Below are 22,366 nucleotides of genomic sequence, written 5' to 3' on the forward strand. Positions count from 1 at the left end.
ACCACACCCGGCCTCGCCGGATCCACCACACTCAACACCTCACCGGTATGACGCTCCACGCCCCCGATGAACAACCCCGTCCGCACACCCGCGGACGTCTCGACTACAGACATATCGACTCCACTTCTCTGTGTTCGCTTGCGCTTGTGCGCCGTCGAGAATGCGGCGGTGCGCTCGTCCATCCGCTCACGCCCGCCGCGGCCGAGCCGGGGCGGCCCGTGCGACGGAGGAGGCATTGCGACGTTGTGACCACGATGCTAACCCGGATTGGCGCAAATGTCGTCGCCAAAATCGAGGCGTGCGGTACTGTCGGAAAAGGCCGGGCGGCGAGGGTGCCGTCCTCGAGTGATCAGGAGGTCGGCACGTGGTTTCCGGGCCCGCCACCATGGAGTCGGAGGTTCATTCACGCCCCGACCTGACGCAGCAGATCCGCGACGCCATCCTGGGCGGTGAGTTCGCCCCGCATCAGCGTCTTATCGAGGCCGACATCAGCGAGCGCTTCGAGGCGAGCCGCGCGGGCGTACGCACCGCTCTGCTCAATCTCGCGGGGGAGGGGCTCGTCGAGCGGCTCCCGAACCGGGGCGCGAGGGTGCGCGCGATCAGCGTGGCCGAGGCGATCGAGATCGTCGAGGTGCGCGTGGGTCTGGAGTCGTTGTGCGCGCGGAAGGCCGCGGAGCGGGTGACCGAGGACGAGGCCGCCGAGCTGCGGCTCCTCGGCGGTCAGATCGAGTCGGCCGTCGCGACGGGGAACCTCGTCGAGTACGCACGCCTGAATCAGGACATGGACCGGCGCATCCGTGAGATCAGCGGACACGACACCGCCACCCGGCTCCTCGAGCGGCTGCGCGCGCAGTCCGCACGTCACCAGTTCCGCCTCGCCTACCACCCCGGACGCGCCGTGCAGTCGGCGCCCGAGCACGTCGCCATCATCGACGCCGTGGTCGCGCGGGATCCGGATCGCGCCGAGGCGGCGACCCGCGAGCACCTGCAGGGGATCGTCGCCCTGCTGCGTCAGCTCGACTGACGCGCACGACGCGGGGGTCCTCGTCGCGCGCCGCCGCCGGCGGCGTGTCGCGCGCATACGTCGAATCCCCCGCCCGCGTGCTGCGGACGGGGGATTCGACGTGTGTCGCCTACCGGATCATTCGAAGGTCTCGGCGTTCGAGTAGCCGGTGCCGTTGTACTTCTGCACGATGACCGTGGACACGGCGGGCTGACCGTCGACCGTGGTGTCGACGTACGTGCCGTCGAGCATCAGCGGCGCCTGGAAGTCCGAGATGTCGTTGAGCGCCGCGAGGAAGTTCTCCCGCGTCGGCTCGGTCATGTTCTGGAACGCCTGCTCGAGCGTCGCGCCCACCATGTAGCTCCACATGCAGTGCGGGAACGCGGGCATGTCGGGGTAGTCGGCGTACTCGGCCAGGTCGGACAGGAACGTCTGCACGTCCTCGTCCTCGGCGAACGCCGGCGAGGCGGGCGCCTTGGAGAACGACACCGAGTAGACGCCGGGGAAGGCCGTGGCGTTGCCCGGCTGGAGGATCGCGGTGGGGCTCGAGGTGTTGGAGGGGAGGAACCAGCTGGGCAGCCAGCCGAGCTCCTGCGTCTTCTGCAGCGACGAGATCACGAGCGGGGTGATCGACATCGCGTTGAAGAAGACGTCGGCACCCGTGCCGGCGAGCTCGGTGAGCTGCGCGTCCACCGAGGTGTCGGTGGCCTCGTAGGTGAGCTCCCCGACGATCTCGATGTTGTCGGCACCTTCGATGGCCTCCTTGAAGCCCTCGACGTAGCCCTCGCCGTAGTCGTCGTTCTGGGAGAGGATGGCGACCTTGTGCTCCTCGGTCGAGGTGGCCAGCAGCTCGCCGAAGGCGGCGCCCTCGTTCTGATAGATCGGCACGAAGCCGAGCTGCCACGGGCTCTCCTCGCGGTCGCTGAAGAGCGGGTCGCCGGTCATGACGAGCACCTGGGGTACCTTTTCGTCGATCGCGGCCTCGCGGAACGCCCGGTTGGTGGGGGTTCCGAGCCCGGCCGTGACGGCGAAGACGTCGTCGGCGACCATCTGCTGGAAGTTCGCGAGGGACTGCTGCGGGTCGTAGGCGTCGTCGTAGGTCTCGATCTCGACCGTACGGGTGACGCCGTCGCCGAACTCGACGCCTCCGGCGGCGTTCACCGCGCCGAAGTACGCCGTGACGCCCGCGACCGTGCAGGTGCCCGGGCCGGCCGTCGCGCCGCTCAGCGGCGTGGTGATGCCGAGCGTGATCGAATCGTCGGTGATGCCGGGGCTCGATGCAGCGCCGTCGCCGTCGCCGTCGCCACCGTCGTCGCGGGCGCTGCATCCCGCGACGACGAGTGCGAGCGCGCTGGCGGCGGCCACGATGCCGACCGCTCGGCTGTGCTTCCTGGAGATGTTCATGTGTTGCCGTGCCTCTCTGTGTTTCCGGGTTGTCCCGACGTGCCGGCCGGAGCGGGCTCGCGCGGGGGAGGGGTGTGATCGGCGCCCGAGGATCCCGAGCCGCTGTTGCGGCGGAGCAGGCGCCGGATGGTGCGGGGAAGGCTGACCAGGCCGCCGGGGAGCACGAAGAGCACGATGAGCAGGATCGCGCCCTGGATGACGGCGGTGAGGTCGGCGGCGATGGCGTTGGTGATCTGGGGCACGAAGACGTAGTACGCACCCCCGATGAGGGATCCGATGATGCTGCCGGCGCCACCGATCACCATGGCGGCGAGGAGCTCGATCGAGTGGTGGAAGGCCATCGTCTCCGGGGAGGTGTACTGCACCGCAGCGAGGTAGAGGAACCCGCTGACGCCCCCGAACATCGATGCGATCGTGAACGCCATGACCTTGTAGCGGTATGGGGAGATGCCCATCGAGGATGCCACGGCCTCGTTGTCGCGCACGATCGCGAGCGCCCGGCCGAACTTGCCGCGCACGAGGTTGCGCGCGAGGACGAACGCCGCGCCCCCGATGACGAGGACGATGTAGAACTGCCACTGGTCGTTGTCGAGTCCGGTCCACTCGGGGGCTCCCGAGAACCGGGCCGAGATACCCTGCGAACCACCGGTGAACTCCGAGAGCCGTTTGGCGAGCGGCACTCCGACGATCGGCAGCGCGATCGTCACCATCGCGATGGCGAGGCCTCCGAGTCGCGCGGCGGCGAGGGCGATCAGAAGCCCCAGCGCACCCGGGATCAGCACCGAGAGCACGAACACGAGGACGATGTTCCAGTCGTTCGTGACCCCGTAGGCGGCGACGTAGGCTCCCACCCCGAGGAAGAAGATCTGACCCAGGGAGACGACTCCCGTGTAGCCCATGATGAGGTTCAGGCCGAGGACCGCGACGGCGAAGACGCCGACGCGGGCCAGCGACTGGTTCCAGAACACCGGCAGCACGAGGGGTGCCACGAGCAGGAGGGCGGCGACGAGCACGAGCAGGCCGCCGCGGACCCACGGGGAACGAAGGAGAGAGAGGCTGGTGGACATCAGACGCGCACCACGACTTTCCGGCCGAACAGGCCCTGGGGGCGGACGATCAGCACGACGAAGATCAGGATGAAGGGCACCGCGATCTTCAGGTCGTGTCCGATTGCGGGCACGTAGACGGCCGCGAGGTTCTCGAGCACACCGATGAGCCAGGCAGCGATGACCACGCCGAGGGGGCTCGACATGCCTCCGAGGATGATGGCGGCGAGTGCGTAGACCAGGGCGGTGTCCATCATGCCGGGCGTGAGGGTGAGCTGAGGTGCGACGAGCGCTCCGGCGATGGCGCCGAGCGCCGCCGCCAGACCCCAGCCGACCATGAGGAGCCAGCCGACCGGCAGGCCCGAGAAGGATGCCGACTGCGGGTTGTCGGCGACGGCTCGCAGCGCGAGCCCGAGCTTGGTGCGCAGGAAGACGAGCTGCAGCAGAACCATGATCGCGATGATCACCACGATGGTGCCGAGCGAGCGCACGCTCACGACGGCGCCGAGGACGTCGATGCTCGCGACGGGGAAGAGCGACGGGAACTGGAGGTTGTTGTACGTCCAGATCCAGCCGGCGATGCCCGTGATGAGGGTCAGCAGGCCCACCGTCACCACGATCGCGGTGTCGGGATCGCCCCCCTCGAAGCGGCGGATGAGGAAGCGCTCGATGACCGCGCCCATCGCGAACGAGACGACGACGGCCGCGACGATCGCGAGGATGAGCGGCAGCCCCCAGCCGAGGAACGCGTAGGCGATGTAGGCCGAGAGCACGGCCATACCGCCTTGGGCGAAGTTGATCAGGCCCGTCGCCTGATTGACCAGCACGATGGCCAGGGCGAGCGCGGCGTAGATCGATCCGGCGGAGAGCCCGTCGATGACCAGCTGCACGAAGGTACCCACGGTCAGCCTCCCAGGTAAGCGCGGCGGATCTCGTCCATGCCCTTGAGCTCGGTCGAGGTTCCGGTGAGGACATTGCGGCCCGTCTCGAGCACCGTCGCGGTGTCGACGAGGGAGAAGGCCAGGTTCGCGTTCTGCTCGACGACGAGCATCGCAAGCCCGGAGTCCTGACGCAGTCGGCGGATCGCGTCGTAGACGTTGCGGGCGGTGCTCGGCGCGAGACCCAGCGAGGCCTCGTCGAGAAGGAGCAGGCGGGGCTTGGCCATGACGGCGCGCGCGACGGCGAGCATCTGCTGCTCGCCGCCCGACAGGGCGGACGCGGCGGAGGAGATCCGTTCCCGCAGCTGGGGGAACAGCTCGAGCAGATAGTCGATGTCCGGTGCGATCTGCTTGCGATCCTTGCGCAGATACGCGCCGACGCGCAGGTTCTCCCGCACCGTGAGGTTGCCGAGCGTGCCGCGACCCTCGGGGACGTGCGCGATGCCCAGGGCCGCGACCTTGTCGGGTCGCATGCCGCGGATGTCCTGGCCGTCGAACACGATCCGCCCGCCCGCCCGGACGGTGCCGCTGATGGCGCGCAGCGTCGTGGTCTTGCCCGCGCCGTTGGCCCCGAGGATGCCGACCGCGCCGCCGTCCGGCACGCTCAGCGAGACGCCTTCGAGGACCTGGACCGGCCCGTAGTAGGCGGTGACGTTCTCCAGCTCAAGCAGCGTCATCCGTGGCCTCCTTGCCGATGTAGGCCTCGATGACCCGCGGGTCCGACTGCGCCTGGGCCGCCGTGCCCTCCATGAGGACGCGGCCGTGGTCGAGGACGACGACGCGGTCGGTGAGCGCCGCGATGAGCCCCATGTGGTGCTCGACGATCACGATCGTGATGTCCTCCTCCTCGCGCAGACGCTTGATCGTGTCGCTGAACTGCTCCACCTCGCCGTGGGAGAGCCCGGCGGCGGGCTCGTCCAGCAGCAGCAGACGCGGCCTCATCAGCAGGGCGCGGCAGAGTTCGATCCCCTTGTGGAGCCCGTGCGAGAGCTCGTCGGCCGGGAGGTCGGCGGCCCATCCGAGGCCGTTGCGCTCCAGGAGTGCGCGGGCCTCCTCGCGGCGGTCCTTTTCGGCCCGGCCGGTGTGGGGCAGCCGCAGGGACCAGCTGACGGGGCCGCCGGGCAGACGCGTGTGGGCCCCGAGGAGCACGTTCTCGAGCACCGTGGCGTGGAGCTGCAGGGCGGGGTGCTGGAAAGTGCGCGCCAGGCCGTGTCGGGCGAGGCTGGAGGGGGCGTGGCCCAGCACCTCGGTCTCGTCGATGGTGATCGATCCGGAGTTCGGGTGGTAGTGGCCGCTGATGCAGTTGAAGAGCGAGGTCTTCCCCGCACCGTTCGGGCCGACCAGGCCGAAGATCTGACCGGGCTCCACCGTGAAGCCGACATCCTGGAGCACCTTGACCCCGCCGAAGCGCAGGGTCACCTCATGCAGCGTGAGCCGAGCGGCCATCGCTCACCTTCCGTCGTCGCGTCGTTGCTGTCGACAGGGAGTCCCCGTCACTGGGACGGTACGGAGTCCCGTGGAAATTGTCAACGATATTGGTGTGAGATCCAAACGCAGTGTCCGAATCGTGATGCCCGAGACCGTCGAGACCTCTGAATCGTGGTCGGAGTCGGGGTGCGTCGGCGGCGCGATTCCGATGAACGGAATCAGATCGGCGGAAGGCGAACCGGCGGTGCCTACCATGACGCTGAACCCACGATCAGGAAGGTCGATGATGACATCTGAAGAATCCCTCGCCGAGGCGATCGCCCGCTCAGGGTCCGCTGTGGAGCTGCTGCGCAACCAGAATTGGCCGGCGTTCACGTTCCCCGTCGCGCCCGAGTTCACCAACTGGCGCGACGAGCAGCGGGCGTGGAACACCACCGTGGCGCTCATGGACCAGTCGCACCACATGACGCAGCTCTTCCTGGGCGGCGCCGACCTGCTGCCGCTGCTGGCGTCGATCTCGCCCAACACCTTCTCGACCTTCCGGCCGGGCGTCGCCAAGCAGCTCATCTGCGTCAATGCGGAGGGCTACCTCATCGGCGACGGCATCCTCTTCTACAACGAGGACGCGCCCGAGGGACTTGTGCTCATCGGTCACCACCTGTTGATCGACTGGGTGCGCTTCAATGTCGAGAAGGCGCAGGCGGCGGGCAAGGATGTGCACCACCGCCTCGAGGCGAACTCCCACATGCGCCAGGGGCCGCCCACGTTCTACCGCTACGAGCTGCAGGGCCCCGAGGCGGACAAGGTGATGGAGAAGATCTTCGGGGGGCCCGCCCCCGAGATCAAGTTCTTCCACATCGGCGACGTCACGATCGCCGGTCGGGCCGTCAAGGCCCTCCGCCACGGCATGGCGGGCCAGCCGGGGTTCGAGTTCTACGGCCCCTGGGCCGATGCGGATGCCGTGCTCGCGGAGATCCTGACCGCGGGCGAGGAGTTCGGCATCCGGCGCGTCGGGGCCAAGGCATACTCCGCCACGCCGCTGGAGTCGGGCTGGGTGCCCACGCCGTTCCCCGCGATCTTCGGCGACGACTTCGCCGAGTACAGGGAGTGGCTGCCGGCCGCACGCGCCGGATCGGTCGCCGGTTCGCTGTACTCCGACGACATCCACGACTACTACATGACGCCCTACGACCTGGGGCTCGGTCGTTCCGTGCGCTTCGACCACGACTTCCACGGGCGCGAGGCCCTCGAGCGTCACGCGGCCGACCAGCGCCGCCGGAAGGTGACGCTGCTCTGGAACGCGGAGGACGTCGCGGCGGTCGTCCGGTCGCAGATGGAGCCCGGTGTGCCGGCGAAGTTCCTCGACTTCCCGAAGGCGCGCTACGGACTGTTCCAGATGGACGAGGTGCGCTACCACGACCGGCCGGCGGGCATCTCCACCGACGCGGGGTACATCGCCTACGACCAGCTCTACATGTCCCTCGCCACGGTCGACAACGAAGTGGCGGACGGAGCCGAGGTCGAGGTCGTGTGGGGCGAGGACCCGATCTCGCGCAAGGACTCCGTCGACGCGTCGCACCGCCAGGTCCGGATCCGCGCGACGGTCGCACCGGCTCCGTACCACGAGTGGGCGCGCACCGTATATCGCGCCGACGACTGACTCGGGCGGCGTCGGCGCCCGTCCCCGGCGGGTAGCATGGCGCCGATGTCGAGGAGGACGCGGTGGCAAGAGGGTCGGCGGGTGAGAGCGTGCTGCACAAGCACCTGCGCATCCTCGACGCCTTCGATGCCTGGCATCCGACGCTGACCCTCTCGGAGATCGCGGATGCCGCGGGCCTCGCCCGATCCAGCGCCCACCGTCTCGTCTCCGAACTCGAGAGGGAGGGGCTGCTCGAGAGGCTGCCCGACCGGTCGTATCGCCTGGGTGTGCGGTTGTGGGAGTTCGCCAGCCGCACGCCCGGCGCGCTGGGCCTCCGGGAGATCGCGCGTCCGTGGCTCGGCGCGGTGCACGAACGTGTGCGGCAGCACGCGCAGCTGGGAATCCGCAGCGGCAGCGACGTGCTCTTCATCGAGAGGATGTCGGCCCGGGATGCCGTGCTCAACGCCACGCTCATCGGGGGACGCATCCCGCTGTACGCCTCATCCAGCGGGTTGGTGCTGCTCGCGGATGCCGGCGAGGGCGTCGTCGACGAGCTGATCGCGCACGGCCTTCGCCGGTACACCGACCAGACGATCACGTCCGGATCGCGCCTGCGAGCCGAGCTGCGGCGCGTGCGTGCCAGGGGGTACGCCGAGCTGGCGGGGCACATCCACGAGGAGTCGCGCGGCGTCGCCGTGCCCGTGCGGGGCCCCGACGGCTCCGTGTACGCCGCGATGGGCGTCGTCGTGCCCAACGACGGATCCTCGCCGCAGCCGATCGTCGAGCTGCTGCAGCGCGCGGCGGCCGGCGCGGCGCGTGAGCTCGCGCGCGCCTATCGTCCCGACGCCGACGAGGGCGCACGAGGTCTTCGCGCGCTCATGGGCGCCTCCACCAGGTCGCTCGAGTATCTGGAGCGCCTCGCGCGCGATCCGCACGATCCGGGAACGCGCGATGCGCGAGCGTCGGAGGGGATTCCGCGGTGACGACGAACGCCGCCCCCTCTTCCACGAGAGGGGGCGGCGTTCGTCGTCGTGCGGAGACTTGTCAGCCGGCGCGGTAGTTCTCTCGGGCGAACCGCGAGTAGGGGGCCGGCTCCACCGTGGCGCGGATCGCCACCTGGCGGTGGGGCTCCACCGAGGGCTTGGTGGTGTTCGGCTCCTCTCCCCATAGGACGACGACCTCGGTGCCGGGCGTGGCGTGCTCGGCCGCGATGCTCGCCAGCGAGACGAAGGCCTGCTCGCCGACGATGTATCCGGCATCGTGCGAGATGCCGACGTCCGTGCCGTCCAGGAGCACGCGATCCATCTGGTGCTGCCCGTACCGCGCCTTCGGGAAGTCGATGAACTTCGCGGGAGTCCCCTCCTCGTACAGGCTGCGCTGCGCCGCGGCGACGTCCTCGGGGTGCCATACCAGCGTCACCTTCACGCGCTGGGGTGCCGCCGCGTGGGCCTCGAGCGCCTGCCGTCCGATGAAGTCGTGGTCGAAGGCGACGCTGCGGCCATAGCCCAGGTCGTACGGTGTGAGGTAGTAGTCCTCGATGTCGGCGGCGTCCAGACTCCCGGCCAGCGAGCCCGTACGGGCCGCGGGAAGCCACTCCAGGTACTCCGCCGATCCCCGTCCCGTGAAGATGGCGGGAAGCGGAGAGGGGACCCACGCCGATTCGAGATTGGCGGACGAGTACGCGCGCGACCCGACGAGCACGAGGCCGAACTCCTCGCCCGCCTCGATCAGGGCGCTGCGCACCCGCTCGCCCTCCGCCCACGGGCCGAAGAGCTCGAATCCGGGCTGCCCGGCCATGCCGTGGCGGAGCGAGCGCACCGTCACCCCGGCGATCTCGAACGTGGCCATCCCGAAGAACCTCGTCTTCGGGACGGCGGCTCCCGTCACCTTCTCCATGAGGGCGAGGGCGTGCGGCCCCTGGATCTCGTAGCGGTAGAGCGTGGGATCGCCCTCGCGGACGAGGGAGTTGCCGTCGCGCTCGAAGGTGACGTCGTACTCGCCGCGCTCGCCGTGGTACTGCACCCAGTCGATCACCATGTGCCATCCGACCAGGTCGTAGACGTCCTCCTCGAGGTGGAAGAGGATGGCGTCTCCGATCAGGTATCCCTCGTGGTTGACGGCGATGAACTGCTTCGCGGCGTCGACGGGGAAGTCGGCGAAGCTGTTCACCCCGACGTCGCGCAGCAGCGACAGGGCGTCGGGCCCCGAGATGAACAGGTCGGTCATGTGGTGGGACTGGTCCAGCAGCGCGACCGAGTCGCGCCAGGCGCGCTGCTCGCTGCGCCAGTTGCTGAACTCGGGCGTCACGGGGAAGACGGTGGGGCGTACCTGCGCGTGGCGCAGATGGGCGACCGGACCGCCGGCGCGGGCGATCGCGGCGGCGGCGGTCTCGGGGGCGGGGGTGTTCACGGGAACTCCTTCGTTCGGTCGGGTCTGGTTCCATGCTAAGTAGGCAGCTGCATATTCGCCCCGATCGCGGATAAGCGATACTTATTCGGTCCGAAGGATGCCTTAGGGGGCGAAGAACATGGACCTGAACCTCGTGCGCGTCTTCGTGGCGGTCGCGGAGACGCGCAGTCTCACGGCGGCGGCGTCCCGTCTCTACGTCACCCAGCCGGCGGTCAGCCAGGCGCTGGCGAAGCTGCGGCGGGACCTGGATGATCCGCTCTTCCAGCGCTCCGGCCGGGAGATGGTTCCCACGCCGCTCGCCCTCTCGGTGTACCCGGGCTTCCGCGACGCGATCGCCGGGATCGATCGCACGGTCGATGCGGTGCACCGGTTCGACCCCGCCTCGTCGCAGCGACTGTTCCGGATCGCGCTGTCGGAACTGGGGGAGATCGGGTGGATCCCCGCGATCCACCGCGCCGTCGCGGAGCGGGCGCCCGGCATGCGTCTCGAGGTCGTGCCGATGGATGTCGCGGAGCTGCCGGAGTGGCTCGGCAGGGGCAGTGTCGATCTCGCCGTCACCCCGGCCCCGGTGCCGGGGGAGTTCGCCCAGACGGTGCTGAAGTCGCAGGCCTACGGGGTGGCGGTGTCCCAGCGGCACCCCCTCGCGCGGGGCGAGGTGGGCCTTGCCGACTACCTCGCCGCCGAGCACGTGAGGGTCGCGAGCGATTCGGGTGCGGCGAATGTCGACGCCGCTCTGCGACGCGTGGCCGCGCCTCCGCCGCCGCGGGTGTCCATCAACCACTTCGCGGCGCTCCCGCCGCTGCTCGCGGGGCGCTCGGGTCTCGTGGCCACGGTCCCCGACACGATCGCCGCGGGGTGGGCCGAGAGCTGGCGCCTGGTCGTCCGCCCGCTGCCGTTCGAGATGGCGCCCGTGGATGTGCGGCTCTACCGGCGTTCCACGACCCAGCACGCCGCCGCGCTGGACTGGCTGTTCGCCACGGTCGCCGGCGCCATCCGGGGGTCCTCCGGCCAGTTCGGCGTGATCCACGGCGACGCCGTCGCCGCGGGGTAGGCCCGCCGCAGCGACAATACGAAAGGAGGGGGCGGATGCCGCGGCATCCACCCCCTCCCGGTGTTCGGTTACAGCGTGCCGCTCGTGCGCCACCCGCCCTGGTACTCCTGGCGGGCCGTCTCGGCGTACGGCACGGGGCTGACCACGGCGCGGACGGCGATCTGCTCGTGCGGCTCGACCGTCGTCTTCTTCGATCCGCCGTCGGGCTCGCCCCACACCACGCGCACCTCGGCGCCGATCGGCACGTCGCGGTCGACCGTGGCCAGCGACAGGCCGCGGTTCTCGTTGGCCGTGACGCCGGTGAACAGCGACAGGCCCACCGTGTTGCCGTCGGCGTCGATGACCGAGTCGTAGTTCGACGAGCCGTAGTTGGCGTTCGGGAGGTCGAAGAACTTGTACTCCTTGCCATCGCGCTCGAGGACGGTCGTGAGGATCTTGCTCAGGTCCTCGTCGTTCCACGCGAGGGTGACCTTCTTGCGCTGGGCCTCCGGGTCGACCTTCTCGAGCGCGTCGCGGCCGATGAAGTCGTGGTCGAACTTCACGAACGAGCCGTAGCCGAGCTCCCAGGGGCTGAGGTAGTAGTCCTCGATGTCGTCGGAGACGAACGAGCCGGCAAGGGCGTTGATCGCCTCGTAGCTGTCGGCCGGCAGCCACTCGCGGTAGGCGCGCTCGGCCTCGCTGGAGTAGATGGCGGGAAGCGGCGAGGGGATCCAGCCCGACTCGAGGGTGTTGGAGGAGTAGGCCCGCGAACCGCAGGGCTCGATGCCGAACTCGGCGCCGGCCTCGAGGATCGCGTCGCGCACGGCGCCGTGGTGCTCGTACGGACCCCACAGCTCGAGCCCGGGCGCGCCGGCCATGCCGTGGCGCAGCGTGCGCACCTCGTGGCCGCCGATCGTCATGTGGCCCATGTGGAAGAACCGCACCTTCTCCATGGGGCCGCCGTTGAGCTTCTCGATGATCGCCCAGGCGTTGGGGCCCTGGATCTGGAAGCGGTAGTACTCGCGGCCCACGGCCTTGCCGTACGGGCGCGACGGGGAGCGGTCGTCGTAGCGGAACTCGAGGTCGTAGCCCCCGGTCTCGGCGTGGAACTGCAGCCAGTTGGCGGCGGGTGCGCGGCCGACGTAGACGTAGTCGTCCTCTCCCTCGCGGAAGAGGATGCCGTCGCCGATCACGCCTCCGTTGCTCGCCGTCGGGACGTACTGCTTCGCCGTGTCGAGCGGGAAGTTCGCGACGGAGTTGATCGCGGTGTCGCTGATCAGCTTGATGGCGCCGGGGCCCGACATGAAGAAGTTGACCATGTGGTGGCTCTGGTCGTACAGCACCGCGGTGTTGCGCCAGGCCTTCTGCTCCCGGCGCCAGTTGCTGAACTCGGCGGGAACGACGGGGTAGATGTACGTGCCCAGCTGCGAGTCGCGGAGCATCTGGACGATGTTCCCCTTGTCATCCAGCAGCTCCTGAAGATTGCGTGCCATGAGGTGATCCTCGACTTCCTTGTCCGTGGGGGTCTGTCCGCGATCGTACGGAACGGATTTCACTATGTCCAGAGGTATATCCGGTAGCCAAGATTGTAGACAGAATCTTGACCATTCGGCTAGAGGTATGGTTCTCTGGCGGAAGCCGCTGGCCATTCGAGGGAGCCCCATGTCCGACAAGGTCGTCGTCACCGACATCGTCCGTGCCGACCGCGCGATCGTCGACGCCCTCGCCCCGCTCGGCTCCGCGACGGTCCACGAGGCGATGGGCCGCGTCGGGTACGCGGGCCCCGGCATCCGGCCGATACAGCGGGATGCCGCGGTCGCCGGCACCGCCGTCACGGTCTCCGTCGCGCCGGGGGACAACCTCATGGTCCACGCCGCGATCGAGCAGGCGCGGGACGGCGATGTGATCGTGGTGGTGCCCGTGACCGACTCGCCCTACGGGTTCATCGGGGAGCTCATGGCGACGCAGATGCAGGTGCGCGGCGTGCGCGCCTACGTCACGAGCGGAGGCGTCCGCGACACCGCGGAACTGCGCTCGATGGGCTTCCCCGTGTGGACCGCCCACGTCAGCGCGGAGGGGACGGTGAAGGACACCGCGGGCGCGGTCAACGTCCCGGTCGTCCTCGGCGGAGCCGTCGTGCATCCCGGGGACATCGTCGTCGCGGACGACGACGGCGTCACGATCGTTCCCCGGCAGCGGGCCGCGCAGACCCTCGAGGCCGCCACGGCGCGGGCCGAACGCGAGGCCGCGGTGCGCACGCGGTACGCGGCGGGGGAGATCTCGATGGATGTGAATGCGCTGCGACCCGTGCTCGACACGCTCGGCGTCACCTACATCAGCCAGGCGGAGTTCGATGGCCGCTGATGCGAGCCGCGAGGGGATCCCCTGCATGCTCATGCGCGGCGGGACCTCCAAGGGCGCCTACTTCGTGTCATCCGACGTGCCCGCCGAGCGCGATGCACGCAACGACCTGATGATGCGCGTGATGGGCACACCGGATCCGGCGCAGATCGACGGCGTGGGCGGGGCGCACCCCCTCACCTCGAAGGTCGCGATCGTCTCGACGTCGGAGCAGGACGGCGCCGACGTGGACTATCTCTTCCTCCAGGTGGGGGTCGACGAGCCCGTCGTCAGCGATTCGCAGACCTGCGGCAACCTGCTCGCCGGCGTCGGCCCCTTCGCGATCGAGCGCGGACTCGTGAGGGCCGAGGACCCGGTCACGACCGTCCGCATCCGCCTGCTCAACACCCACGACATCGCCTCCGCTCGGATATCCACCCCGGGGGGTGTCGTCGACTACGACGGCGATCTCGCGATCGACGGCGTGCCGGGGACGGCCGGCGCGATCGAGCTCTCGGTGACCCGGTCCGCACCCCTGTTCCCGACCGGCGCCGTGCGCGACGAGGTCGCCGGCCACCGCGTCTCCATCGTCGACAACGGGATGCCGGCGGTGCTGATGGAGGCCGCCGAGTTCGGCATCACGGGGTCGGAGTCGCCCGCCGAGCTCGAGGAGAACGCCGCGCTGCGCGCCGAGGTGGAGCGGGTGCGGATGGGCGCCGCGGCGCTCCTGGGCATCGCGGATGCCGCGGGGCAGACCGTGCCGAAGATGTTCCTCCTCTCGGCCCCGGCCGCGGGGGGCGCCATTCGCACGCGGGCCTTCATCCCCCACCGGGTGCACACCTCGATCGGGGTGCTCATGGCCGCGTCGGTGGCCGCCGGCATCCGCGTTCCCGGTGCGGTGGGGCACTCCCTGGCCGCGCTCGGCCCGCGGGACGAGACGCTCATCGAGCATCCGGGCGGCACCTTCGCCGCGCGTGTGATCGTGACGCAGGCCGAAGACGGTGTCTGGCGCGGGTCGTCCGCGTCGGAGCGCACCGCACGAAAGCTCTTCGACGGGCGCGTCTTCCCGCGCCCGCGGAGGTGAACCCGCCGGATCCGAGGCATCCGGCACAGTCAAGGAGGACGGACACATGGCCGAATACGAGAACTTCGACATCGCCCACATGGGCGGCGTCGAGTTGTTCACCCCGAAGTTCGAGGAGAGCCTGCACTTCTTCCGCGACCTGTGCGCGATGCGCGAGGTCGCGCGGATCGGCGACTCCGCGTATCTGCGCTGCTGGGACGAGTACCAGCTCTATACGCTCAAGCTCACGGCATCCGACACCAACGGTGTCGGACGCACCCTCTTCCGGGCGTCGAGCCAGGAGGCCCTCGAGCGCCGCGTCGCCGCCATCGAGGCCGCGGGTCTCGGGCACGGCTGGCGCGACCCCGAGGTCGGCGTCGGCCGCTCCTACGAGTTCGAGGACCCGGACGGCCACACGATGGCGGTGTACTACGACACCGAGCTCTACCGCGCGGACGACGAGGACCGCCCGGCGCTGAAGAACCAGGCCTCGGCGTTCCCCGGACGCGGCGTCAACGCGCGCCGCATGGACCACATCAACTACCTCGCCAGCGACGTCAACGCGGCGGGCGAGTTCTGGCGCGATGTCATGAAGGCGCGCGAGTCGGAGCGGGTTCGCCTCGACGACGGCCGCTACGGCGCGTGGTGGTTCCGCTTCAACCAGAAGTCCTATGACGTGGTCTACTCCGACGACTGGTCGAAGCAGCGCGGGCGGTTCCACCACTTCGCCCTCGCCCCCGACACGCGCGAGGACATCCTCAAGGCGGCCGACATCTTCCTCGAGAACAAGGTCTACATCGAGTACGGCCCCTACAAGCACGCGATCAACCAGACGTTCTTCCTGTACGTGTGGGAGCCCGGTGGCAACCGCGTCGAGTTCGCCAACGCGGGGGCCCGCCTCATCCTCGATCCCGACTGGCCGGTCGTGGAGTGGACGCAGGCCGAGCGCGCCAAGGGCCAGGCCTGGGGCATGAAGACGATCCCCACGTTCCACACGCACGGCACTCCGTACGTGGAGAACCAGGAGGAGATCGACCGCAAGGCCCTCGAGGGCCGCTGAGGGCGGCGCGGAGATGAAGACGCTGGCAGCCGTCGCCCGCGACGCGGGCGCCCCTCTCGTCATCGAGGAGCTGGATCTCGACGAGCTGCGCCCCACGGAGGTGCGGGTGCGCATGGTCGCGACCGGCGTGTGCCACACCGACGCCGTCGTCCGCGACCAGATCTACCCGACGCCGCTGCCCGCCGTTCTCGGCCACGAGGGAGCGGGGATCGTGGAGGCCGTCGGCGGCGCGGTGAGGTCGGTGGCCCCCGGCGATCACGTCGTCCTCTCTGTGAACACGTGCGGCCGGTGCCGGCACTGCCTCGAGGGAGCGAGCACCTACTGCGAGTCGCTCTACGCCCTGAACTTCGGCGGGACCCGCATCGACGGCTCCACGGCGCTCACGGATGCCGGGGGTTCGGCGGTCTCGTCGCACTTCTTCGGGCAATCCTCTTTCGCGACATACGCGAACGCGGACGAGCGCGCCGTGGTGAAGGTGCCCGACGATGTGCCGCTCGAGCTCATGGGGCCGCTCGGCTGCGGCATCCAGACCGGAGCCGGAGCCGTGATGAACTCGCTGCGCCCGGCGGCGGGCACGACCTTCGCCGTGTTCGGGGCGGGTGCCGTGGGTCTGTCGGCCCTGCTTGCCGCCGTGGCGGTCGGGTGCGGACGGATCATCGCGGTGGACGTCAACCCCGACCGTCTCGCGCTCGCGCGCGAGCTCGGGGCGACCGACACGGTCGATGCGCGTGAGGGCGACGTCGCGGCGCGGGTGAAGGAGCTGACCGGCGACGGAGTGGACTTCGCGCTCGAGACCTCGGGGCGCAGCGATGTGCTGCGCCAGGCGGTGGACTCTCTCGGCGTCCGCGGGACGGTCGGCGTCGTCGGCGCTCAGGCGCCCGGCACCGAGACGGCCGTCGAGACCGGCCTGTCCATGACCCGGGGCTGGTCGCTGAAGATGATCATCGAGGGCGATTCGATCCCGCAGGTCTTCATCCCTCGACTGATCGAGCTGTGGCGGCAGGGGCGCTTCCCCTTCGACCGCCTCGTGGAGAACTTCGACTTCCACGACATCAATGACGCCTTCTCCGCGTCGGAGAACGGCGAGGTCGTCAAGCCGGTGGTGGTATTCGCCTGATGCCTCCACCGGCTGCTCGCGCGCTCCACCGTTCCGTCTGAGCGGTCGCGACGCGTGGCGTCCTCGCCTGGGGAGAGGATGTCTGCCGAGGCGAGGGGGCTTTCCCGCGAAGGCCCCCTCGTCTCGGCAATGCTCCTCTGCCCGGGCGAGGGGCGTGCGCTACCGCGCCGGCAGCCAGCCCTCGATGCGGGGGTAGACCCGGCGGGCGTTGCCCTCGAAGACGGCCTCGCGGGCCGCGGCATCCAGTGCGGACGCCTCGATGTAGGCCTTCGTGTCGTCCCAGTGCCGACCGCTGTCGGGGTCGGTGCCTCGCACGGCGCCGATCATCTCGGAGCCGAACAGCACCTGGGACGTCGGTACGACCTCGAGGAGGAGGTCGATTCCGGGCTGGTGGTACACGCAGGTGTCGAACCAGATCTGCGCCATGGTGGCCTCGAAGTCCCACCCCTGGTCGCGCGCCATGCCGCGGAATCGACCCCAGTGGTACGGAACGGCGCCCCCGCCGTGGGGGATCACGAGGCGCAGGCCGGGATGCCGGGAGAGGAACCCCGAGCTGAGGGCCTGCATGAACGCTGTCGTGTCGGCCGCGAGATAGTAGGCGCCGGTGGTGTGGACGGTCGGGTTGTCCGATGCGCTCACGTGCACCATGCCGGGCACGTCGAGCTCCTCCATCGCCTCCCAGAGCGGCGTCCAGTACGCATCCGACAGGGCGGGGCCGTCCCATCGCCCCCCGCTCGGGTCGGGGTTGACGTTGCAGCCGATGAAGCCGAGCTCCTCGACGCAGCGCCGCAGCTCGGCGACCGCGCCCTCGATCGGAGCGCCCGGGCTCTGCGGCAGCTGCGCGACGGGGGCGAAGCTGCCCGGGAAGAGCGTGCAGACGCGGTGGATGAGGTCGTTCTGCCTCCTGGTCCATTCCCGCGACGTGCGCTCGTCGCCCACGTGGTGGGCCATCCAGCTGGCGCGAGGGGAGAAGATCGTGAGATCGGTGCCGCGCTCCCGCTGCTGGGCGAGCTGGGCGCCGCCGACGGCATCCCGGATCTCGTCGTCGGTCACCTCGTACTCGCGCGCGGCGACGGCATCGAGCTCGTCGGCGGTGGATGCCGCCAGCTGCGCCTCCCGCCATGCGGCGACCCCCGGCGGGGTCGTGGTGAAGTGGCCGTGGCAGTCGATGATCACGTGCGGTCTCCGAGTCTCTGCGTCGAGGAATTGTAGCCAATTATGGCGACATCAGGGGAGGGCGTCCAGCCCGGAGGCGATGTCCGGGGTGCGGACTAGGGTGGTGCGGTGCCAGAAGCCGTCATCTCCGCCGTCGATCTGCGCAAGTCGTACCGCGTGAAGGGCAAGCCCGATCTCGTCGCCGTCGACGGGCTCTCCTTCGAGGTCGCGCCGGGGGAGTCGTTCGGCCTGCTGGGGCCGAACGGGGCGGGCAAGTCGACGACCATGAAGATGGTGGGCGCGGTCTCGACGAGATCGAGCGGGCAGCTGCAGATCCTCGGCCTCGACCCCGACCGCCACGGCCCCGACATCCGTTCGCGGCTGGGGGTCGTGCCCCAGCAGGACAATCTGGACGCCGAGCTCAACGCCCGCGAGAACCTCTTCATCTATGGTCGCTACTTCGGTCTGCCCGCGCGGGTGTGCCATCGGAAGGCCGACGAGCTGCTGGCGTTCGCCCAGTTGGAGGAGAAGGCGCGCAGCAAGGTCGACCAGCTCTCCGGCGGCATGAAGCGCCGGCTGACGATAGCCCGCGCTCTGGTGAACGACCCGCGCATCCTGCTGCTGGACGAGCCGACCACCGGCCTCGACCCCCAGGCGCGCCACGTGCTGTGGGACCGCCTGTTCCGCCTGAAGGAGCAGGGCACGACGCTCGTGCTGACGACCCACTACATGGACGAGGCCGAGCAGCTCTGCGACCGGCTCATCGTCGTGGACGAGGGCAGGATCATGGCGGAGGGCAGCCCGAGCGAGCTGATCCGCCGGCACTCCACGCGCGAGGTGCTCGAGGTGAGGTTCGGGTCGGACCGCAACCAGCAGGTCGCACCGAGGCTCGAGGGGGCGGGGGAGCGGGTGGAGGTCCTCCCCGACCGCATCCTCGTCTACACCCACGACGGCGAACGGGCCCTCGAGCGCATCACGGCAGAGGGCCTGACGCCGGTGACCTCGCTCGTGCGGCGCTCGAGCCTGGAAGACGTCTTCCTCCGGCTCACGGGAAGGTCGCTGATCGAGTGAGCGGCATCGACCACGCCGGCCACGATCCCGGGACCGGCCCCGCGCCGGGGGGCGTGCGTCCGCAGCCCTCCCTCGACGAACTGCGGTCCGAGGCCCTCGCCGCGGGTCGCCGGCCGCGGCGGTTCGGCTCCTGGTACGTCACGGAGCACATGGTGAGGGCGATGCGCGCCTACGGGTGGACGATCATCGTCGGGGCGCTCGGGCAGCCGATCCTCTACCTCTTGGGGCTCGCCGTGGGGCTCGCCGCACTGATCGACGCGCCGATCGCCGACGGCGGGAGGGAGGTGTCGTACCTCGTCTTCGTCGCGCCGGCGCTGCTGATGACGGCCACCATCTCGGTCGCGAGCGAGGAGTTCACCTATCCCGTCATGGCGGGCTTCAAGTGGCGCCGGTACTTCTTCGGGTTCAGCGCCTCGGCGCTCTCCAGCGGACAGATCGCCACCGGCGTGGTGTTCGGTGCGATGGCGCGGATGATCGTGACCGCCGTGGCGTACTACGCGTTCCTGTGGCTCTTCGGCGCGGTGCCGGACCCCGCGACCGGCTGGATCGGCATCGGTACCGCGCTCCTGGCGGGCGCCGCGTTCGGGTTGCCGCTCATGGCCTACGCCGGCTCGATCGAGGACGACAGGGGACAGTTCGCGCTCGTGCAGCGGTTCGTGTTCATGCCCATGTTCCTCTTCTCGGGCACGTTCTATCCGCTCGACACCCTCCCCGTCTGGCTGCAGTGGATCGGGTGGATCTCACCGCTGTGGCACGCCTCCGAGCTCGGCCGGCTCGTGACCTACGGCTCCCCGCAGAGCGCCGAGCAGACTATGGTCCACGTCGTCTACCTGGCGCTGCTGGCGGCGGGCGGCTACGTCGCCGCGCGGCGCGTCTTCACGCGGAGGCTCGCGAAATGAGCGCGACGACGGCGGTTCCCGCCGCGGCGCGACGCGGCGGGGTGCGCGCGCTCTGGGCGGGCAACCCGGGTGCCGTCGTGCAGCGGGGACTCATCGCGGCGCGCTCCTCGAGCTGGATCGTCGTGCTCTCCGGGTTCTTCGAGCCCGTGTTCTACCTCGCCTCGATGGGCATCGGGCTCGGCGCCCTCATCGGCGACGTCGAGACCTCAAGCGGGGTCGTGGTCTCGTACGCGGCGTTCATCGCGCCCGCGCTGCTGGCGGTGTCGGCCATGAACGGTGCCGTCTACGACTCCACCTGGAACGTCTTCTTCAAGCTCAACTACGGACGGCTCTACGAGGGGATGCTCGCGACGTCGCTCGGGCCGCTCGATGTCGCGCTGGGCGAGATCCTCTACGCGCTGCTGCGCGGGCTCGTCTATGCGAGCGGGTTCCTCGTGATCATGCAGTTCGCGGGCCTCAACCTGTCGTGGACGGCCCTGCTGGCACTGCCGGCCGTCATGCTGATCGCCTTCGGCTTCGCGAGTCTCGGCATGGCAGTCACGAGCTACATGAAGGCGTTCCAGCACATGGACTGGATCCAGTTCGTGATGCTGCCGATGTTCCTGTTCTCGGCGACGTTCTACCCGATCACGGTCTACCCGGAGTGGGTGCAGGCGATCGTGCAGGCGCTGCCGCTCTGGCACGGTGTCGAGCTCGTGCGTGGTCTCACGACGGGCGCGCTGCACCCGGGGATGCTGTGGCACGTCCTCTACTACGCCCTGATGATCGCGCTGGGCCTGCTCATGACCACGCGCCGGCTGCGCGCGCTGTTCCTGGACTGAGGCATCCGCTCAGCGCCAGAGCACGGCGATCGCCGCGTTGGCGAACGTCAGGATGCCGATGCCCCAGAACATCGCCGAGGGCGCCGCGCCGGAGCGGCGCTGGCGCGCCTGCCCGATGCCGAGCAGCGCGCCGATGACGAGCAGGATGACGAGCTTCGTGGCGATCTTGGCGTAGTCGAGCTCGTACGAGATCCCCCACGGCGCGGCCAGCACGAGCCCGGCGACCGCGGCGACGGTGAAGCCGACGTGCTGGAGTCGCGTTATCTGCCGGCGGCCGCCCCATGCCTGGGCGGCCCACGCGCCGAAGAGGAGCGCGAATCCGGTGAGGTGGACCAGGACGACGAGGTGGCGCAGGATCTCCATGCTCGTCACGGTAGAGGCTCGTGCACCGTGAGCGCCAGCAAGGACGCCCTCAGCAGCGGGGTCACGACGCCTGGGCGGCGGTCGTCCCGATGTTGGAGTCGTAGTCGATGTCCTTCGTCTCGGGCGAGAGCCAGAGCGCGACGAAGGTCAGCACGGCCATGACCGAGAGGTACACCCCGACGAGCCACGGGCTGCCGCCCGCCGCGGCCCACAGGGCCACCGCCACGATGGGGGCGAGCGCGGCGCCGAGGATCGAGGACACGTTGTAGGAGATCGCCGATCCCGAGTAGCGCACGTTCGTCGGGAACAGCTCGGGCAGCACGGCCCCCATCGGTCCGAACGTGGCGCCCATGAGCATGAAGCCGAGCACGAGGAAGGCCTGCACGAGAGCGCCGGTGAACTTGGGGTCGGCCTGCGGCATCAGGAAGATGTTGAACAGCAGGCCGAAGACGAAGATGCCCCCGGTGATCCACATCAGCAGGCGGCGGCGGCCCAGGGAATCGGCGAGAGGCCCGGAGAGCGTCGTGAAGATCCCGAAGAACACGACGCCCACGATCTGCATGATCACGAAGTCGGTGTAACCGAACCCGAGACCGGGTACGTAGGTCGCGGCGTCGAACGCGGTCCCCGCGGCATCCGCCGCTGCCTGAGCGGCGTCGGTGGTCGCCTTCGTGCCGTAGGAGAGGGTGAAGCTCGTCATGAGGTAGAAGAGCACGTAGGTCGCGAGCATGATGAACGTGCCGAGGATGAGCTGGCGCCAGTGCCGCCGCACGACCTCGCCGAGCGGGAACCTGCGGATCGTCCCCGCCGTCGACGCCGAGGTGAACGTCGTCGACTCGACGAGCTTCAGGCGCACCCAGAGGCCGACGATGACCATGACGGCCGAGAAGAGGAACGGCACGCGCCAGCCCCACGCGAGGAACTCCTCGGAGCGCTGGGCGCCGCCGTCGGGGTGGGGCAGGGCGAAGTAGATCGCGAGGAACACGGAGTTGGCGATGATGAACCCGATGGGGGCGCCCAGCTGCGGGAAGGTGCCGTACCACGCGCGCTTGCCGCGCGGCGCGTTCTCCGTCGCCACGAGGGCCGCACCGGACCACTCGCCGCCGAGCGCGAAGCCCTGTGCGAGGCGCAGCACGAGCAGCAGCAGGGCCGCCCACCAGCCGATGTCGTCGAAGGTCGGCAGGCAGCCGATGAGGAAGGTCGCGATCCCCATGGTCAGCAGCGACGCCACGAGCGTGGCCTTGCGGCCGAATCGGTCGCCGAAGTGCCCGAAGATGACCGCCCCGACGGGGCGCGCGACCATCGCCGCGCCGAAGACCGCGAACGATGAGAGCAGCGCGGTCGTGTCGTTGCCGGTCGGGAAGAACAGGATCGGGAAGACGAGCACGGCCGCGGTGGCGTAGACGTAGAAGTCGTAGAACTCGATCGTCGTGCCCACGAGGCTCGCCGCGATGACGCGCGAGCGGGGGTTGGCGGGTGCGGGCGCCGGGGCGGCGGCGGAGGTGGCTGAAGCGGTCATGCGGGAGAACCTGTCGGAGAGCGCGGCGACGCCGAAGTGGCGGCTGGGGTCGGTGGGAGCG

22 protein-coding genes are annotated in these 22,366 nt (G+C 69.7%); 11 read left to right on the forward strand and 11 right to left on the reverse strand.

Translation table 11 applies throughout. The features are described from left to right. A partial coding sequence (locus ACIGCK_RS08470; protein ID WP_396665318.1) for a hypothetical protein occupies positions 1–182 on the reverse strand: 182 nt, incomplete at its 3' end. A gap of 182 nt (positions 183–364) precedes the next feature. Here ACIGCK_RS08470 and ACIGCK_RS08475 point away from each other — a divergent pair. Then, positions 365–1,024, forward strand: a complete 660-nt coding sequence (locus ACIGCK_RS08475) for a GntR family transcriptional regulator (RefSeq protein ID WP_396665320.1) — start codon at positions 365–367, stop codon at positions 1,022–1,024. Positions 1,025–1,141: 117 nt separating this feature from the next. Here ACIGCK_RS08475 and ACIGCK_RS08480 read toward each other — a convergent pair whose 3' ends face one another. Genes ACIGCK_RS08480 through ACIGCK_RS08500 form a run of 5 tightly spaced genes read right to left on the reverse strand, consistent with a single transcriptional unit; the run spans position 1,142 to position 5,837 of the window. Then, the gene (locus ACIGCK_RS08480; RefSeq protein ID WP_396665321.1) at positions 1,142–2,407 is read right to left on the reverse strand and encodes an ABC transporter substrate-binding protein; all 1,266 of its coding nucleotides are present in this window, start codon (positions 2,405–2,407) and stop codon (positions 1,142–1,144) included. After that, positions 2,404–3,474, reverse strand: a complete 1,071-nt coding sequence (locus tag ACIGCK_RS08485; RefSeq protein WP_396665323.1) for a branched-chain amino acid ABC transporter permease — start codon at positions 3,472–3,474, stop codon at positions 2,404–2,406. The genes ACIGCK_RS08480 and ACIGCK_RS08485 overlap by 4 nt, the downstream gene beginning before the upstream one ends. After that, the gene (locus ACIGCK_RS08490) at positions 3,474–4,355 is read right to left on the reverse strand and encodes a branched-chain amino acid ABC transporter permease (RefSeq protein ID WP_396665325.1); all 882 of its coding nucleotides are present in this window, start codon (positions 4,353–4,355) and stop codon (positions 3,474–3,476) included. The genes ACIGCK_RS08485 and ACIGCK_RS08490 overlap by 1 nt, the downstream gene beginning before the upstream one ends. Before the next feature lie 2 nt (positions 4,356–4,357). Beyond that, positions 4,358–5,068 carry an ABC transporter ATP-binding protein gene (locus ACIGCK_RS08495; protein ID WP_396665326.1) on the reverse strand — a complete coding sequence of 237 codons (711 nt, stop codon included), beginning with the start codon at positions 5,066–5,068 and terminating at the stop codon, positions 4,358–4,360. Beyond that, positions 5,055–5,837 carry an ABC transporter ATP-binding protein gene (locus tag ACIGCK_RS08500; RefSeq protein ID WP_396665328.1) on the reverse strand — a complete coding sequence of 261 codons (783 nt, stop codon included), beginning with the start codon at positions 5,835–5,837 and terminating at the stop codon, positions 5,055–5,057. Before ACIGCK_RS08500 ends, ACIGCK_RS08495 begins: the two co-directional genes overlap by 14 nt. 265 nt (positions 5,838–6,102) lie before the next feature. Between ACIGCK_RS08500 and ACIGCK_RS08505 the strand changes: the two genes are divergently transcribed. Further along, positions 6,103–7,479 carry an aminomethyl transferase family protein gene (locus ACIGCK_RS08505; protein WP_396665329.1) on the forward strand — a complete coding sequence of 459 codons (1,377 nt, stop codon included), beginning with the start codon at positions 6,103–6,105 and terminating at the stop codon, positions 7,477–7,479. A gap of 62 nt (positions 7,480–7,541) precedes the next feature. Continuing rightward, complete coding sequence (locus ACIGCK_RS08510; protein WP_396665330.1) at positions 7,542–8,441, forward strand: IclR family transcriptional regulator; 900 nt, start codon at positions 7,542–7,544, stop codon at positions 8,439–8,441. A 61-nt stretch (positions 8,442–8,502) separates the two neighbouring features. Here ACIGCK_RS08510 and ACIGCK_RS08515 read toward each other — a convergent pair whose 3' ends face one another. Continuing rightward, positions 8,503–9,867 carry an aminomethyl transferase family protein gene (locus ACIGCK_RS08515; protein ID WP_396665332.1) on the reverse strand — a complete coding sequence of 455 codons (1,365 nt, stop codon included), beginning with the start codon at positions 9,865–9,867 and terminating at the stop codon, positions 8,503–8,505. Between the two features lie 118 nt (positions 9,868–9,985). On the opposite strand from ACIGCK_RS08515, the gene ACIGCK_RS08520 reads away from it, so the two are divergent. Beyond that, the gene (locus ACIGCK_RS08520) at positions 9,986–10,918 is read left to right on the forward strand and encodes a LysR family transcriptional regulator (protein WP_396665334.1); all 933 of its coding nucleotides are present in this window, start codon (positions 9,986–9,988) and stop codon (positions 10,916–10,918) included. 68 nt (positions 10,919–10,986) lie between these two features. Here the strand turns inward: ACIGCK_RS08520 and ACIGCK_RS08525 are convergent, their stop codons facing one another. Then, complete coding sequence (locus tag ACIGCK_RS08525; protein ID WP_396665336.1) at positions 10,987–12,390, reverse strand: aminomethyl transferase family protein; 1,404 nt, start codon at positions 12,388–12,390, stop codon at positions 10,987–10,989. A 169-nt stretch (positions 12,391–12,559) separates the two neighbouring features. On the opposite strand from ACIGCK_RS08525, the gene ACIGCK_RS08530 reads away from it, so the two are divergent. From ACIGCK_RS08530 to ACIGCK_RS08545, 4 genes are read left to right on the forward strand one after another with little or no spacing between them, the layout of a single operon-like run. Next, positions 12,560–13,261 (forward strand): 4-carboxy-4-hydroxy-2-oxoadipate aldolase/oxaloacetate decarboxylase, encoded by a 702-nt coding sequence (locus ACIGCK_RS08530; protein WP_396665338.1) that lies wholly within the window; start codon positions 12,560–12,562, stop codon positions 13,259–13,261. Next, positions 13,251–14,321, forward strand: coding sequence for a PrpF domain-containing protein (locus ACIGCK_RS08535; RefSeq protein WP_396665340.1), 1,071 nt, complete (start codon positions 13,251–13,253; stop codon positions 14,319–14,321). Before ACIGCK_RS08530 ends, ACIGCK_RS08535 begins: the two co-directional genes overlap by 11 nt. Before the next feature lie 46 nt (positions 14,322–14,367). Continuing rightward, positions 14,368–15,360 carry a VOC family protein gene (locus tag ACIGCK_RS08540; RefSeq protein ID WP_396665342.1) on the forward strand — a complete coding sequence of 331 codons (993 nt, stop codon included), beginning with the start codon at positions 14,368–14,370 and terminating at the stop codon, positions 15,358–15,360. 13 nt (positions 15,361–15,373) lie between these two features. Beyond that, positions 15,374–16,477: an NAD(P)-dependent alcohol dehydrogenase gene (locus ACIGCK_RS08545; RefSeq protein WP_396665344.1), complete on the forward strand. Its 1,104-nt coding sequence runs from the start codon at positions 15,374–15,376 to the stop codon at positions 16,475–16,477. Between the two features lie 159 nt (positions 16,478–16,636). On the opposite strand, the gene ACIGCK_RS08550 is transcribed toward ACIGCK_RS08545, so the two are convergent. Continuing rightward, positions 16,637–17,653: an amidohydrolase family protein gene (locus ACIGCK_RS08550; protein WP_396665346.1), complete on the reverse strand. Its 1,017-nt coding sequence runs from the start codon at positions 17,651–17,653 to the stop codon at positions 16,637–16,639. Between the two features lie 108 nt (positions 17,654–17,761). Between ACIGCK_RS08550 and ACIGCK_RS08555 the strand changes: the two genes are divergently transcribed. Genes ACIGCK_RS08555 through ACIGCK_RS08565 form a run of 3 tightly spaced genes read left to right on the forward strand, consistent with a single transcriptional unit; the run spans position 17,762 to position 20,423 of the window. Next, positions 17,762–18,703, forward strand: a complete 942-nt coding sequence (locus ACIGCK_RS08555) for an ABC transporter ATP-binding protein (protein ID WP_396665347.1) — start codon at positions 17,762–17,764, stop codon at positions 18,701–18,703. 5 nt (positions 18,704–18,708) lie between these two features. Further along, on the forward strand, positions 18,709–19,602 hold the full coding sequence (locus tag ACIGCK_RS08560) for an ABC transporter permease (RefSeq protein ID WP_396665764.1): 894 nt from the start codon (positions 18,709–18,711) through the stop codon (positions 19,600–19,602). After that, the gene (locus tag ACIGCK_RS08565; RefSeq protein ID WP_396665349.1) at positions 19,599–20,423 is read left to right on the forward strand and encodes an ABC transporter permease; all 825 of its coding nucleotides are present in this window, start codon (positions 19,599–19,601) and stop codon (positions 20,421–20,423) included. The genes ACIGCK_RS08560 and ACIGCK_RS08565 overlap by 4 nt, the downstream gene beginning before the upstream one ends. A gap of 9 nt (positions 20,424–20,432) precedes the next feature. On the opposite strand, the gene ACIGCK_RS08570 is transcribed toward ACIGCK_RS08565, so the two are convergent. Together ACIGCK_RS08570 and ACIGCK_RS08575 are read right to left on the reverse strand one after the other, a co-directional pair. After that, positions 20,433–20,786 carry a Fe-S protein gene (locus ACIGCK_RS08570; protein WP_396665351.1) on the reverse strand — a complete coding sequence of 118 codons (354 nt, stop codon included), beginning with the start codon at positions 20,784–20,786 and terminating at the stop codon, positions 20,433–20,435. Positions 20,787–20,847: 61 nt separating this feature from the next. Continuing rightward, positions 20,848–22,305, reverse strand: a complete 1,458-nt coding sequence (locus ACIGCK_RS08575) for an MFS transporter (RefSeq protein WP_396665353.1) — start codon at positions 22,303–22,305, stop codon at positions 20,848–20,850. Positions 22,306–22,366: the final 61 nt, after the last annotated feature.

It is taken from the genome of Microbacterium sp. NPDC078428 (genome assembly GCF_044542535.1).
Lineage (GTDB): Bacteria > Actinomycetota > Actinomycetes > Actinomycetales > Microbacteriaceae > Microbacterium > Microbacterium limosum.